Here is a 15840-nt window from a genome sequence, read left to right on the forward strand (position 1 = left end):
AGCCGCTCCCTTATTTAGACTTTTCTTCAGGTTTTGCCTGATTGTCTATGGATTGCGTTTCTAAGTTTGCTTCCTTAGGATTCACAACAATTCCTGGTTTGATTTTTTGTAAGCCGATGACAATGACACGATCACCTGCTTGTAGACCTTCAGTTACCAGCCATTTGTTGCCAACTGCTTGTCCTACTTTAACTTTTCTGACTTCAACTTTATTCTCTGCGCCAACAACCATGACTTGAGAAGTTCCTTGAGCCGTACGAGTCAAGCCTTGTTGTGGAACTAGAATCGCCTTTTCAATAACACCGTCTTCTAATACAGCACGAACAAACATACCTGGAAGTAACTCTTTGTTCGGGTTAGGGAACATGGCTCTCATGGTGATAGACCCTGTTGTTTCATCAACAGTGACATCAGAGAATTCCAGAACACCCTTTTGTGCGTATTCTTGACCGTTGTTGTTGATCAAACTGACAGGTGCTTTCCCTGATTCTCGCTGTACAGCGCCTTTCGCTATCTCATTTTTGAGACGTAAAAAATCGTCACTCGATTGTGTTACGTCAACATAGATAGGATCAAGTTGCTGAACACGCATTAATTCAGTGGCTTGTCCTGTAGATACTAAAGCCCCTTCAGTCACATTCGATTTACCGGTACGGCCGCTGATCGGTGCAGTTACTTTGGTATAATTCAGGTTGATACGTGCCGTTTCAACCGCAGCTTCAGCCGCTTTGACGGCAGCAAGTGCTTGTGCATAGGTTGAGGTTGCTTCGTCGTATTCCTGACGACTAATGTAATTAGTACCTAACAATGGTTTATAACGCTTCACCGTTAATGCAGCCAGATTCGCATTGGCTTGTGCTTTTGCAAGTTCCGCTTTTGCGCTGTCATAGGTTGCTTGGAATGGTGCTGGGTCAATTTGGTATAAAGATGTCCCTGCTTCTACGTCGCTACCTTCTTTATAGTTGCGTTTCAATATGATGCCACTAACCTGAGGGCGAACCTCGGCAACACGAAATGCGGATGTACGGCCTGGTAACTCGGTTTTGAGAGTCAGAGGTTCGGCTTTAAGCGTAACAATTCCTACTTCAGGCGCCGGGCGTTCTCCGCCACCTTGTTGTTCATCGTTACAACCAGATAAAGCCAAGCCACCTGAAAGAACTAACAGAGCCAGAGGTAACACCCCTCTGTTTTTTCGCATAAGTTAACCTCAATTAATCAATATGAGTTCAAAACAAAAATAAGAAAAATGGTAAACAATATGATTTATCACTATGCTATAGTACAAACATACACGAATGTATGTAAATCAGCTTTCGATAGAAACGGGTCACAATGGCACGAAAAACTAAACAACAGGCTGAAGAAACCCGTCAGGAAATATTAGATGCTGCCATCAAAACATTCTCTGAACGAGGAGTTTCTGCCACATCATTAGCCGATATTGCAAAAGCAGCGGGGGTTAACCGAGGTGCAATATATTGGCATTTCAAAAACAAAGTTGATCTTTTTTATCAAGCTTGTGAATTTGGTGATAACCAAATAGTACAAGCTGAAGAATATTATCGTTCTAAATATACCAATGATCCACTTTCAATACTAAGAGAATTATTAGTTTATATTTTGACTGATTTTATTGAAAGCCCTAAAAACCGCGCTTTGATGGAAATTTTCTTTTTGAAGTGTGAATTAGTTGGCGAAATGGCAGAGTTAGTTGATTTTAAACGCGCTAATTATGTCGCAAGTCAATGTCGAATAGTTGATAACTTGACTGCCTGTATTGATGCAGGTCAACTTCCTGCTGATCTTGATGTGGAATGTGCTGCGATTATGATCCGTTCATTAATGTCTGGTTTGTTAGAAAACTGGCTACTCCAATCAGAAAATTTTAATACTAATCAACATACAATTACATTGGTTGATACACTATTAGAAACACTAAAATGTAATACCGCAATCCGGTTAAAACCCATTCAAACTGAATAAGTGGAGTACAATATGACCTCTATTTTGATTATTGCTAATGGCGCACCTTACGGCAGTGAAACATTGTTCAACTCATTGCGATTAGCGATAACGTTAAAAGAGCAAGAGCCGCAGTTAGATTTAAAAATATTTCTGATGTCAGATGCTGTGACCGCAGGTTTGGCAGCTCAAAAGCCGAAAGAAGGCTATAATCTTCAACAAATGTTAGAGATTTTAACGGCACAAAATGTCCCCGTTAAATTATGTAAAACTTGTACAGATGCCCGAGGTGTAAGTGAGTTAACCCTTGCTGATGGTGTTGAGGTAGGCACGTTAGTCGAGCTTGCAAGCTGGACATTAACGGCAGATAAAGTATTAACTTTCTAACATTTTACGTAAAATGTGTTTAATTAGGTGAAAGTAAGTGTTGATAGGTGACTATCGGCACTTTGGTTTAATTAAACAATATTATTATTTGTATAAAGGAATGCCATTATGATGAAACAACAATGGAAGTGGCGGCAGTTAGTATCAATAACACTGTTTTTTTTCATCATATCTTTTTCTAGTTCAATTACGGCATTAACATCAAATAACTTACCTGATAAGAATGAAATAAAAAGTGCGCTCAACGCATTGAATAAAAAAAGTTCACTCAGTGAGGAAGATAAACTTGCTCTCGCTGATCTGGAAAAAACCTTAGATTTTTATAACGAGCTGGATAAACTCGAACAGCGAACGGCTGAACTGCAAAAAAAACTGAATAGCGCGAGTGAAGAATCGAAACAAGCAGCACAAGGTTTGTTGCAAATAAAAAATGAAAATGAGCAACGCACCGAAAATTTCCTACGAAAAATACAAGATAGTTCTCTTTCACAATTAGAAGCATTACAAGCCTCTTATTTAGAAAATCTGCAAACAGAACAAAATGACCTTGCAACCTATAGTAGTCAATTAATTGGCTTACAAACGCAGCCTGAAAGGGCGCAAGCGATGATGTTGGAAAATGCGAGGCGCTTACAAGAAATTCGCAATGAGCTAAATAGTTCATTGAATGAACCTGTGAATTTAAGACCTACTCAAATTACCATGCTGCAAGTTGAACAGTATTTATTGCAGCAACAAAATGAATATCAAAAACGTATTCTACAGGCTAACACTCAATTACAAGATGTGCTGCAAAAACAACGTGATTATACCGCAGCATATATTGAGCAATTGGAACACCATATTCAGCAAGTACAAAATGCGATTAGCCATCGCCGACTAAATGACTCCCAATCAACGGTACGCGAGGCGCTGAGTACTTCTGAAACCGATATTGAAGCGCAACAGAATCCCATTATTCAAAAAGAAATTGCGATTAATAATGCGCTCAGTGACCGTTTAATCGCAGTGACCGAAAATAGCAATAAACTGGTGCAAAATGGTATTCGAGTTAAAACATGGCTTGAAAGAGCGACGCAGTCCGAACGAAATTTAAAAGAGCAAATTAATGTATTACGCGGTAGTTTATTGCTCTCACGAATTTTATTTCAACAACAAATTGACTTGCCGCCAGACATTTTAACTAAAAATTTACCCACAACGATTGCTGATTTGCGGCTTGAGCAATTTGATATTAACCAACAGCGTGATGAGCTTTATCAACCTAATGATTATATTACTAAGTTGGAACAGCAATTTGAGGTAAAAACAGGGGATGAGCTGGCAAATAGCGCATTATTATCCGCTGAGGATAAATCTACGTTATTGAAACTATTGGAAGTACGTCGTGGGTTATTAGATGAACTCAACCAGCAGCTTGGCGGGCAAATTTCCCAAGCAATCAACTTGCAACTTGATCAAAACCAATTATTGAGTGTAGTGGGGTCTCTTGAAAATACCTTGGCGCAGCAAATATTTTGGGTGAATAGTAATAAACCGATGGATTTGGAATGGGTTAAAGGTTTTCCAGAAGCTGCGGCAGCACAGATTCATAATTTTGATTTTAGTTTATCGAATCGTAGTATTAAGCGTGGAGTGACGGCTTCATTATTGGTCGTTGTTCCACTGGTTTTAGTCGCATTGCTGTTTATTTGGTTTAATCGCAAAATTAGTAACCGACTGCAGGATATTGACCAACGGCTTTCCAGCTTACGTAATGACAGTGTATTAAGTACCCCGTTGGCACTGTTGTTAACATTAATGCAAACATTACCTATTTCACTGTTTTTACTGGCATTTGGCTATTGGTTTTTGAAAACAGGGAATGTACAAGGGCCATTCTTTTGGCAATTTTGCCAACAATTGGCGATATTTTGGGCATTATTTGAGCTGACTTTCCGAGTATTAAAACCACAAGGTATTGCACAAAAACACTTTGGTATCGAAAAAGAAAAAATATCCCAGACTCGACGCAGGATGATCAGGCTATCTATTCCTCTATTGCCACTCATTTTCTTTTCTACTTATGGTGTTAGCAACCCACTGAAAGTGTCTGAGGACGTGATTGGCCAGTTGATCGTGCTGGTTTCTCTTATTCTACTGTGCATCTTTACTATTCCATTTTGCAAACAAGTTTGGCAAGAGAAAGGGAGTCACTTAACGCGTAGTATCGTTGTGACATTGTTGACATTTTCGCCATTAATTTTAGTGGGCTTAATGATGGCGGGGTATTATTACACCACATTGCGCTTGGCAAACCGTTGGATAGACAGTTTATACCTATTACTCCTATGGTATATCACTTATAGCGCGTGTTTGAGAGGTTTAACACTGGTTGCTCGTAAATTAGCATATCAACGTGCTATAGAACGCCGTGCGATGTCGAAGCAAGAAGATGCAGAAAACGAGCCAATTAAAGAGCCACCAATGACTATTGAGCTGATTAGCCAGCAATCATTACGTCTCACAACAATGGTGTTGTTTATTATTTTCGCTTTGGCGTTTTATACGATTTGGTCTGATTTTATAACCATTTTCTCTTTCTTAGATAGCGTGAACTTATGGAGCTATACTGCCACATCGGCAGAAGGGGGAAATATCTTACAATTCGTGACGTTAGCGAATTTAATTTTAGCTCTTGTGATTATCATTGTGTCTTGGGTAATGACGCGAAACCTCCCTGGACTACTGGAAGTGTTGGTATTATCACGGTTAAAACTCCGTCAGGGCTCTACTTATGCGATCACGACAATATTAACTTATATTATTGTCGGGATTGGGGCGATCGCCTCATTAGGTATGATTGGCGTGACATGGAACAAATTGCAATGGTTGGCAGCAGCTTTAACCGTCGGGTTAGGGTTTGGTTTACAAGAAATTTTTGCTAACTTTGTTTCAGGGATCATTTTACTGTTTGAACGGCCGATCCGTATTGGCGACACCGTCACTATTGGGACCTATTCAGGAACAGTCAGTAAAATTCGCATTCGTGCGACAACCATCGTTGATTTTGATCGCAAAGAAGTGATCATTCCTAATAAGGCTTTTGTGACTGAACGGTTGATCAACTGGTCGCTATCGGACACCGTCACACGTATCACCATAGCGATCGGTGTGGCATATGGCTCTGATCTTGATAAAGTGAAACGCGTTTTATTGTCTGCGGCAACCAATAATAGCAAGGTAATGACTGAACCCGCTCCTAATGTCTATTTCACCAGTTTTGGTGCAAGCACGTTAGATCACGAATTACGTTTTTATGTACGGCAGATTGGTGACCGTGGCGTAACCAGCGATGAAGTGAACCGTGCGATAGACAAACTATGTCGAGAAAACGATATTGATATTGCATTCAATCAGTTAGAAGTGCATTTACACAATAGTAAAGGTGATGAAGTGCAAGAAGTGAAGCGAACACCTAAAGATAGTGATGATAAAACGCACTAAACTTATTAAGTTTCTTTGGTGCAGGCAGTTTTTGCTGCTTGCACTTGTTTTGCAATATAATCATTTTTCACGATTTCAAGTGCTTTGAGAACCACATCAGCTTCTATCTCAGACGTCTCTAATAAGTAGATTAAATCAACAGCAAGTTGGATTTCTTGTGGAGCATCCTTGAGTGAACTCATACTGATTCCTTCTAAGATTTAATCAAAATATTGATTTTCTTGATGTTCAATGGCTTTTTCAATACGCAAAAGTGCTTGGCGGCAACGGTACAAACGGCCTGCGAGTACAGCGAGTTCTTTTTGGCACTGGTGCTGCAAACGGTGGTCGGTTAGCTCACTTAAATGAAGTTCTTTTTCACTCACCATGGCCTGCAAGCGTCGTTCATAGTCTTGGTGTTGTGATAAACGTTCATATAAATCAACTTGTTCCTTTTTCTTAGTAAAATTTGATTCTTTTTCACGTAAAGCTTGTGTAGAGATCTCTCGTGAAATTGCCTGCATTTGATGGACGATTTTTTCAGTAAGAAAATTAACTTGCTCAGTGTGGTTTAACGTTACGCTATGGCACAATTGCTGGTACAAGGTCTGTAATTCATTTTGGCAATCCCCTAAACGGGTTGATTTGCGGCTAAACAATTGCATATCGAAACGTGAATGTGAAAACTCAAGGTCTTTTATGGGCTCCACTCGTGTTTTCAATTCATCAATTTGCTTTTTTAACGCATCCAAAAGAGCGGGAATTTTCATTTTTTGTTCTCATTAAATGTGAAAAATAGCGGAAAATTGATATTCAGCAACAAAACTGATGCCAAATTGACGGCTTCTTATTGCATTTTTATGGTACTTTACATAGATTCTACACTTTCGTGTTTACTACATGGCTTTTATTATGACCGCTAAAGAGCAACAACTGCAATTGATTAAAGAAAGTATCGCATCTATCCAAGATTATCCAATCGAAGGTGTGATCTTTCGTGACATTACGACTTTATTAAATAACCCTGCTGCATACCAAGCAACGATTGATATGTTAGTGGAACATTATCAAAATAAAGGCGTCACTAAAATTGTAGGAACTGAAGCGCGTGGTTTTCTATTCGGCGCTCCAGTTGCATTACGTTTAGGCGTAGGTTTTGTCCCTGTACGTAAAAAAGGGAAATTACCACGTGAAGTATTGAGCATGACTTACGACCTTGAATATGGCACGGATACACTTGAAATCCATAAAGATAGCATCAGCCCTGAAGATAATGTCTTAGTGGTTGATGACTTACTTGCCACAGGTGGTACAGTGGAAGCGACAGTTAAAATGATCAAACAACTCGGTGCTAATGTTGTTGATGCCGCATTTATCATCTGTTTACCTGACCTTGGCGGCGTTGAGCGCCTGCAAAAAGAAGGTGTTTCTTCTTATAGCCTTGTTGAATTCCCAGGCCACTAATCTTTATTTTCCCTCTATTTTTATCACAGTCTCGCTGTATAGGTTGAGGCTGTGGTAGCATGGTACTATGATTATATATATTCACGTACCATGTTAAATGACAGTGGAATCCATGAGCTATCAGGTACTTGCCCGTAAGTGGCGCCCCCAAAAATTTTCAGACGTTGTTGGCCAACAGCACGTTTTGACTGCACTCGCTAATGGGCTAACGCATCAGCGGCTTCATCACGCCTATCTTTTCTCCGGTACACGTGGTGTAGGAAAAACGACGATTGCTCGCCTATTTGCCAAAGGCCTTAATTGCGAAACAGGGATCACTGCATCACCTTGTGGTAAATGTGCCAACTGCCTTGAAATAGAACAAGGGCGATTTGTTGACTTAATTGAAATTGACGCGGCTTCCCGAACCAAAGTCGAAGATACTCGTGAATTATTAGACAACGTCCAATACGCGCCGGCACGTGGGCGCTTCAAAGTTTATTTAATTGACGAAGTACACATGTTGTCTCGTCATAGTTTCAATGCGTTATTAAAAACCCTTGAAGAACCGCCTGAACATGTGAAGTTTTTGTTGGCGACGACGGACCCGCAAAAACTCCCCGTGACCATTTTGTCTCGCTGTTTGCAATTCCACCTAAAAGCATTAGATGTCACGCAAATCAGTGAACAGCTTGAACTTATTCTGAATGCAGAAAATATTGAACATGACCAACGAGCTCGCCAGCTTATTGCAAGAGCGGCGGATGGCAGTTTACGTGATGCATTAAGCTTAACTGACCAAGCCATTGCGATGGGGCAAGGGAAAGTAACGGCTGATATAGTTAGCCAAATGCTAGGAACCCTTGATGATGAACAGCCATTAGCGATTATTGAAGCGTTAGTACGTGCCGATAGCATGGCGGTGATGGAGCAGGTGGAGCAAGCTGCCAGTCGCGGAGCGGATTGGGAGAACTTGCTGGTGGAAATTTTGTCGCAATTACACCGTATCGCGATGATCCAACTGCTTCCTGCTGAACAAGAAACAGACCCATCATCGACAGAAGGGCGGTTACGGCAGGTCGCAAGGGTAATTTCTCCTGCAGATCTCCAACTGTTTTACCAAACGTTATTAGTTGGAAGAAAAGAACTCCCCTATGCCCCTGAGCGGCGTATGGGGGTTGAAATGGCATTGTTACGTGCATTAGCTTTTCATCCGAAAAATGTGATTGCTGAAATTGAAGCTCCACCAAAAGTTATTACGCAGGCGGCTGTTCAATCGGCATCGCCTGCTGCACCAAATATGGTGCAAAGGGTGCCTCCTGTTCAAGCGCGAGCAGAAAATCTGCCAGACAATAGCCCAACGTTACAGTTATTGAAGGCTAGGCAGGCGCTACAATCTCCACAAAGTGAGGATCCTAGCCCAAAAAAGGCTAAACCGGTGATGCCTGAAAGGGCTAAGCCGGCGGCATCAGCACTGGAAAGGCTGGCCGCCGTGACCAGCAAACATCAACAAAATGTGGTAAATAAAGCGGCTCAGGCAGCAAAACCACAAAAACCAAAGCAGTACCAATGGAAGCCTCAAAATGAAGAGGCGATGGCACCAAAAGAGGCAATAACAACGCCAAGTGAAATCAAAGAGGCGTTGGAATATGAAAAAACGCCTGAATTAGCCGCTAAAATTATTGAGGAAGGGCGAATTCGTGATAGCTGGTCTGGGAAAATCGCAAAATTAAATATTCCCAAGCTGGTTGAACAATTAGCTTTGAATTCATATATAGAAGAATTAAGTGAGTCGCAAATTGTTTTACATTTGCGCTCGGCTCAGAAGCACCTCGATAAACCATCGGCACATAAAGCATTGGAAGAAGCTCTGAGCGAACTATATGGTCGTACTGTTGAACTGAAAATCGTTCATGATGATAATAGCGAGGTGAAAACCCCGCTAGAATGGCGACAGGCGATTTATGAAGAAAAACTGGCACAAGCGCGCCAGTCTATTATTGCGGATAAAACGATTCAAAAACTGCGCTCAATGTTTGATGCGCAATTAGATGAAGAGAGTATTCGCCCCGTTTAACGCTACAGTCTCATTGTTAAGCTGTAGCCTCAGTTGTGAGAGATAACTATGTTTGGTAAAGGTGGATTGGGTAACCTGATGAAACAGGCCCAGCAAATGCAAGATAAAATGCAAAAAGTTCAGGAAGAAATCGCTCAACTAGAAGCTACAGGCGAATCTGGTGCTGGCTTAGTTAAAGTGACGATTAACGGCTCACACAACTGCCGCCGTGTTGAAATTGACCCTAGCTTACTCGAAGACGACAAAGAAATGTTAGAAGACTTGATTGCTGCGGCATTTAATGATGCTGCACGTCGTATCGAAGAAACGCAGAAAGAAAAAATGGCAAGTGTTTCCAGTGGTATGCAATTACCACCAGGCTTTAAGATGCCATTCTAATGCAAACAAGTCCGCTTCTTGAATCTTTGATGGAAGCTCTGCGCTGTCTCCCAGGGGTTGGCCCCAAGTCAGCGCAGCGAATGGCTTTTCATCTTTTACAGCGTGACCGCAGTGGGGGAATGCGTTTAGCGCAATCGCTCACTCGTGCCATGTCTGAAATAGGTCACTGCCGTGATTGCAGAACATTTACAGAACAAGAGGTCTGTAATATCTGCGATAACCCTCGCCGCCAACAAAATGGTTTGATTTGTATTGTTGAAAGCCCAGCAGATATCTATGCAATAGAACAAACCGGGCAATTTTCCGGGCGTTATTTTGTGCTGATGGGGCATTTGTCACCACTTGATGGTATTGGCCCAATGGATATCGGTCTTGATAGACTAGAAGAGCGTTTGGCATCAGAGACTATCAATGAAGTGATTTTAGCAACCAACCCAACGGTTGAAGGTGAAGCAACAGCAAACTATATTGGCCAAATGTGCGCGCAATATGGGGTGGCTGCGAGCCGAATTGCACACGGGGTGCCTGTGGGGGGGGAGTTGGAAATGGTTGATGGAACCACACTTTCTCACTCGTTGGCGGGGCGCCAACGGCTCTAAAGTCCTCGTCATTCTTTGCGCCGTAGCGTTGTTGTCTTCATGCATCAACCCTAGTCACATACTTGTGTATGCTCCCAGGGATTAATGCATTCGACGCCTAGCTACGGCACAAATTATTTAGAGGATGATGGTGAGGTGCTGTTTTTAAAATTTAAAGGCAAACCCCTCAAAGCAAAACCCTTAATTCAAAAATATCCTTCAAGCAAAAGCATCGTAGTCTTCGGTCATTTCCTTTCATTCATATTAATTTAGCTTCTAATTTGTGGTTAGTGGTTGAATTCTATTTTTTCGCCCCCAATTAATCTGCATCGATAAGTCAAACCTATCCAATTAGATTGATGAAATAGAGGCGATTAATGAGTATGAAAGGACAGGAAACTCGTGGTTTCCAATCAGAAGTTAAACAACTCCTCCAATTAATGATCCACTCTCTTTATTCAAATAAAGAGATTTTCTTACGTGAATTGATCTCCAACGCATCAGATGCGGCGGATAAACTGCGTTTTCGTGCATTATCTAAACCAGAACTGTATGAAAACGATGGTGACCTGCACGTGCGTATTAGTGCCGATAAAGAAAAAGGTACATTGACCATCAGTGATAACGGTATCGGTATGAGCCGCGAAGAGGTGATTGAAAACCTCGGCACTATCGCGAAGTCAGGCACAAAAGCATTCTTAGAGTCATTAGGTAGTGACCAAGTTAAAGATAGCCAAATGATTGGTCAATTTGGTGTGGGCTTCTATTCTGCATTTATTGTGGCTGATAAAGTGACTGTACGTAGCCGCGCAGCTGGTGCCCCTGCCGATGAAGGTGTGTTCTGGGAATCTGCTGGTGAAGGTGAATACACCATCGCTGATATTGAAAAAGCGGAGCGCGGCACCGAAATCACTTTGCATTTGCGCGATGATGAAAAGGAATATCTGGATAACTGGCGCTTACGTTCAGTGATTAGCAAATATTCTGACCATATTGCTTTACCAGTTGAAATCGAAGAAAAAAATGAAGAAGACGGTACGGTAACTTGGGAAAAAATTAACCAAGCGAAAGCATTGTGGACTCGTAGCAAATCTGAAATTTCAGACGAAGAATACGCTGAATTCTATAAACATATTTCCCATGACTACGCAGACCCACTAACATGGTCACATAACCGTGTAGAAGGTAAGCAAGAGTATACGAGCTTGCTGTATGTGCCGTCTAAAGCGCCATTTGACCTATGGAATCGTGACCAACAGCACGGCTTGAAACTCTATGTTCAACGCGTATTTATTATGGATGACGCAGAACAGTTTATGCCTAATTACCTGCGTTTTATTCGTGGGGTGTTGGATTCCAATGATTTACCACTGAACGTGTCTCGTGAAATACTGCAAGACAGCGCATTAACTCGTAGTTTACGCAGCGCATTAACGAAACGTGTTCTGCAAATGCTTGAGAAACTGGCTAAATCTGACACAGAAAAATACCAAACCTTCTGGCAACAATTTGGCTTGGTGATGAAAGAAGGCCCTGCGGAAGATATGGCAAATAGTGAAACTATTGCTAAACTTCTGCGTTTTGCAACAACTCATACCGATAGCAGCGTACAGAATGTTTCTTTAGAAGATTATGTAAGCCGCATGGTTGAAGGCCAAGATAAAATTTATTACATCACTGCAGATAGCTATGCGGCGGCGAAAGGCAGCCCACACCTTGAGCTATTCCGTAAAAAAGGTATTGAAGTCCTACTGTTATCTGACCGTATTGACGAATGGATGATGAACTATCTGTCTGAATTCGACGGTAAACAGTTCCAATCCGTGAGCAAAGCAGACGAGTCATTAGATAAGCTAGCGGATGAAAACAAAGCGGAACAAGAGGAAGCGGATAAACAATTAGAGCCATTTGTTGAACGCGTTAAATCATTCCTTGGTGAGCGTGTTAAAGAAGTTAAACTCACACATCGCTTAACGGATACGCCTGCCATTGTTACGACAGATGCGGATGAAATGAGTACACAAATGGCAAAACTGTTTGCAGCAGCAGGGCAAGCCGCGCCAGAAGTAAAATATAACTTCGAATTGAACCCAACACATCCATTGGTGAAAAAAGCCGCAGAAGTGTCAGATGAATCTGTGTTTGCTGATTGGGTAGATGTATTGTTGGATCAAGCATTATTAGCAGAACGTGGTACATTGGAAGATCCAAACCTATTTATTCGTAAAATCAATGAATTACTTCTAAAGTAATTTAATTTGATATTTTCGATATTGAGCATAAACCGCGCTTTTGCTTGTGCTTTAGCGTGGTTTTTTTCTTTTGCGAAAAAAGATAAATGCGAAATCGTTTACGTGTGTTCTTGAGTAAAGCCGTATGCTAATGGTATGGTAGCTTGTTTTCTTTTCAAATTATAAAAATCTAAATAGCAAGGGGTTTACGCAATGCGTATCATTCTGCTTGGCGCTCCAGGCGCTGGTAAGGGCACTCAAGCTCAATTTATTATGGAAAAGTTTGGGATCCCTCAAATTTCAACAGGTGACATGTTACGTGCAGCTGTTAAATCAGGGAGCGAACTCGGCTTACAAGCTAAAGAGCTGATGGATAACGGTAAATTAGTTACTGATGAATTAGTTATCGCATTAGTTAAAGAGCGCATCAAACAAGATGACTGCCGCAATGGCTTCTTGTTGGATGGGTTCCCTCGTACAATCCCACAAGCGGACGCGATGAAAGAAGCGGGTATCACGGTTGATAACGTACTGGAATTTGATGTACCAGACGATATCATTGTTGAGCGTATCATTGGTCGTCGTGTACATGCGCCATCAGGCCGTGTTTACCACATCAACTTCAACCCACCAAAGGTTGAAGGCAAAGACGATGTAACAGGTGAAGAATTAACCATCCGTAAAGATGACCAAGAAGACACCGTGCGTAAGCGTCTGGTTGAATATCATGCATTAACTGCACCTTTAATTGCGTACTACCAAAATGAAGCTAAACAAGGTAATACCAAGTACTTCAAATTAGACGGTACTCGTAAAGTGGCAGAAGTTAGTGAAGAACTAGCAAAAATTTTAGGTTAATATTTGTACTTGCCATGCTTTGTGTTGCAGTAATCGTAACTGCAATTCGAATTATTTTAAGTATAAGGTATTATATGGAGGCAGCGATGATCGCTGCCTTTGTTTTTTATACCACTTGGTGACAAAAATCGTTAATTAACTGTGCTAAAGTTGGGAATAATTATCAATTAGGAGTTGTTTCATGTCAGAAAAAAAATACGGCATTTTGTTAGCTAACCTAGGAACCCCTGATGCCCCAACGACCTCAGCAGTGAAACGCTATTTAGCCGAATTTCTTAGCGATAAACGCGTTATAGATGTCCCCCGCTTGATTTGGAAGCCGATTTTACATGGGGCGATTTTACCTCTTCGTTCTTCTAAAGTAGCGAAGTTATACCAATCTATTTGGTTAGACGGGGGATCGCCATTACTGGTTTATTCTTTACGTCAAAAACAAAAATTAGCTGAGCTATTGCCTAATATTGCCGTAGAGATAGGTATGAGCTATGGTTCGCCTTCAATCAAAAGTGCGGTGGATAGCTTGCTAGACCAAGGCGTGACCGATTTAGTGGTTCTTCCACTGTATCCACAGTATTCTTGCACAACAACGGCTGCGGTTTATGATGCATTAACCAGAGCGTTTGAAAGTAGACGTACCATTCCAAGCGTGCAATTCATTCGTAGTTATGCGACACACCCTGCTTATATTCAAGCTTTAGTGGCTTCGATAGAAGAAAGCTTTGCTCTGCATGGTGAACCCGATAGGCTTATATTGTCGTTCCACGGTATTCCACAGCGTTATTGTGATACAGGTGATATCTACCAGCAGGAATGTGAAAAAACGGCAGAGGCGCTCCGTGAAGCGTTAAATTACCCAAGTGATAAAGTCATGCTGACCTATCAGTCACGCTTTGGACGTGAGCCTTGGTTGATGCCATATATGGATAAAACGATGCATGAATTACCCGCGCAAGGCGTAAAGTCAGTTCAGGTCATTTGTCCTGGTTTTTCAGTTGATTGCTTAGAAACATTAGAAGAAATTAGCGAGCAAAATAAAGAGTTTTTTATGAGTAGTGGTGGTAATAAATATAATTATATACCGGCATTAAATGATAATCCGAATAGCATTCATATGATTAATTCAATAATTCAAGATGTTCTAAAGTAATCAATTCAGTAAATTAATGCAGAAAAGTTTGTTTATCGATATATCAATAAGCTGATTATAGACTATAATCACTTATCTGAAATTATAAATGATTGAATAAATGTTATGTCTTTTGGAATTAATATGAGCAATAAGCAGCAGCCACCACAAGGTAATATAGAGCAGAAGTCACCTTCTGCTCATCAATTTCAAATACAGCAAAACGATGAAATTGATTTAATGGCCTTGTTTTCCATTTTGTTAAAACATAAATTTTTGATTCTTATATTTACGGTTGTTTGTATTGTGGTGAGTGTTGGTGTTGTAAAACTATTACCTCAAAAATGGAGCAGTACTGCTATTGTTATTCCTCCTGCATCTGAAGAGCTCAAAGAAGTTAACGCATTTAAAGCTCAACTGGATGTATTAGATATTCCTATTGATTTAAGTGCTCAACGTATTTTTAATGCATTTGTTGACCAGTATCGTTCGAAAGTTAATCAAGAAAGTTATATAAGAAGTACTGATTATTACCATAATCTGGCAGAGAAAATTGACCCGAAAGATGATGTTATTGCTCAACAAAGGCTAGTAAATTCAATCATTTCTAATGATATTAAAATTCAAGATCTCTCAAAAGAGAAAAACAGTACTTCAAATGATATTGTTTTGAGCTTTACTGCACCTTTGCCAACGGAAGCCCAAGATTTACTTGAAGGTTATATTCGCTATAGCGCATCGAAAGTAAGGCAACAGTTAAAAGTTGAAATCGACAATATGATTTCAGAGAAACTTATTTATGCCAGTGAATCACTAAAACGCGAAGTTAGCAAAATTCAAACTGAATACGATGTTAAGGTTGAAAGGCTTAAACGAGCCGTTGATATTGCAAAAGCAGCTGGAATTGAAAAGCCGATAGCCAGCGATTCTGTTGCTATCAATGATGACCCTGATTACCCTATTGCGTTAGGAACTGAAGCGTTAGAGAAAAAATTACTGATTGAAACCCAAAATCGTGATTTGGCATTGATGAGCGAAAATTTACAGAACCGTAAAATTTACCTTGATAATTTACAAGAAGTAACCGCTAAAGAATTAGATTTTACACCCGTTAAGTTTATTTTAACGCCAGACTTACCGTTGCATAAAGATTCACCAAAATCATCGTTAATTGTTGCATTAAGCGCAATACTCGGTTTAATTTTGAGCTGTGCATTTGTGTTAAGTCGGGAGCTTTATCGCGATTATAAATATCAAAATCAATAAAATAACTTCCAAATGACAAACAATGGGGCCAGTGCCTTCTTTGCAGGTGCTGGCTTTATTTTATCGTGC

Annotated in this window: 14 protein-coding genes; 11 read left to right on the forward strand and 3 right to left on the reverse strand. The window is 40.7% G+C overall.

The window, feature by feature from the left end; genetic code table 11:
- Positions 1-10: 10 nt before the first annotated feature.
- Entirely contained in the window at positions 11-1198 is a 1188-nt protein-coding gene (locus M1F17_RS05430) for an efflux RND transporter periplasmic adaptor subunit (RefSeq protein WP_318837287.1), read from the reverse strand.
- A 134-nt stretch (positions 1199-1332) separates the two neighbouring features.
- Here M1F17_RS05430 and acrR point away from each other — a divergent pair, with 134 nt between their 5' ends.
- From acrR to mscK, 3 genes are all read left to right on the forward strand, one after another.
- A complete protein-coding gene (gene acrR / locus M1F17_RS05435) occupies positions 1333-1983 on the forward strand; it encodes a multidrug efflux transporter transcriptional repressor AcrR (RefSeq protein ID WP_318837288.1) in 651 nt (216 codons plus the stop codon).
- Positions 1984-1995: 12 nt separating this feature from the next.
- A complete protein-coding gene (locus tag M1F17_RS05440) occupies positions 1996-2349 on the forward strand; it encodes a DsrE/DsrF/TusD sulfur relay family protein (protein ID WP_004913652.1) in 354 nt (117 codons plus the stop codon).
- Positions 2350-2457: 108 nt separating this feature from the next.
- Positions 2458-5835, forward strand: a complete 3378-nt coding sequence (gene mscK / locus M1F17_RS05445) for a mechanosensitive channel MscK (RefSeq protein WP_206277545.1) — start codon at positions 2458-2460, stop codon at positions 5833-5835.
- A gap of 5 nt (positions 5836-5840) precedes the next feature.
- Here the strand turns inward: mscK and M1F17_RS05450 are convergent, their stop codons facing one another.
- Both M1F17_RS05450 and priC read right to left on the reverse strand, forming a co-directional pair.
- Complete coding sequence (locus tag M1F17_RS05450; protein ID WP_004260415.1) at positions 5841-6017, reverse strand: DUF2496 domain-containing protein; 177 nt, start codon at positions 6015-6017, stop codon at positions 5841-5843.
- An 18-nt stretch (positions 6018-6035) separates the two neighbouring features.
- Positions 6036-6584, reverse strand: a complete 549-nt coding sequence (gene priC, locus M1F17_RS05455) for a primosomal replication protein PriC (RefSeq protein WP_110592248.1) — start codon at positions 6582-6584, stop codon at positions 6036-6038.
- A gap of 142 nt (positions 6585-6726) precedes the next feature.
- Here priC and apt point away from each other — a divergent pair, with 142 nt between their 5' ends.
- From apt to wzz(fepE), 8 genes are all read left to right on the forward strand, one after another.
- Positions 6727-7278: an adenine phosphoribosyltransferase gene (gene apt, locus M1F17_RS05460; protein WP_036958374.1), complete on the forward strand. Its 552-nt coding sequence runs from the start codon at positions 6727-6729 to the stop codon at positions 7276-7278.
- Positions 7279-7390: 112 nt separating this feature from the next.
- The gene (dnaX, locus tag M1F17_RS05465; protein ID WP_094960965.1) at positions 7391-9334 is read left to right on the forward strand and encodes a DNA polymerase III subunit gamma/tau; all 1944 of its coding nucleotides are present in this window, start codon (positions 7391-7393) and stop codon (positions 9332-9334) included.
- A 48-nt stretch (positions 9335-9382) separates the two neighbouring features.
- Entirely contained in the window at positions 9383-9712 is a 330-nt protein-coding gene (locus M1F17_RS05470) for a YbaB/EbfC family nucleoid-associated protein (RefSeq protein WP_004260403.1), read from the forward strand.
- Complete coding sequence (gene recR / locus M1F17_RS05475) at positions 9712-10311, forward strand: recombination mediator RecR (protein WP_004260396.1); 600 nt, start codon at positions 9712-9714, stop codon at positions 10309-10311. Before M1F17_RS05470 ends, recR begins: the two co-directional genes overlap by 1 nt.
- A 362-nt stretch (positions 10312-10673) precedes the next feature.
- Positions 10674-12542 (forward strand): molecular chaperone HtpG, encoded by a 1869-nt coding sequence (gene htpG / locus M1F17_RS05480; RefSeq protein ID WP_206277548.1) that lies wholly within the window; start codon positions 10674-10676, stop codon positions 12540-12542.
- 192 nt (positions 12543-12734) lie between these two features.
- Entirely contained in the window at positions 12735-13379 is a 645-nt protein-coding gene (gene adk, locus M1F17_RS05485; protein ID WP_004260386.1) for an adenylate kinase, read from the forward strand.
- Positions 13380-13560: 181 nt separating this feature from the next.
- Positions 13561-14526 carry a ferrochelatase gene (hemH, locus tag M1F17_RS05490; RefSeq protein WP_112307161.1) on the forward strand — a complete coding sequence of 322 codons (966 nt, stop codon included), beginning with the start codon at positions 13561-13563 and terminating at the stop codon, positions 14524-14526.
- Positions 14527-14649: 123 nt separating this feature from the next.
- Positions 14650-15771, forward strand: a complete 1122-nt coding sequence (gene wzz(fepE), locus M1F17_RS05495) for an LPS O-antigen length regulator Wzz(fepE) (RefSeq protein WP_112307160.1) — start codon at positions 14650-14652, stop codon at positions 15769-15771.
- The last annotated feature ends 69 nt before the right edge of the window (positions 15772-15840 follow it).

Source organism: Providencia sp. PROV073, from assembly GCF_033688125.1.
GTDB lineage: Bacteria > Pseudomonadota > Gammaproteobacteria > Enterobacterales > Enterobacteriaceae > Providencia > Providencia hangzhouensis.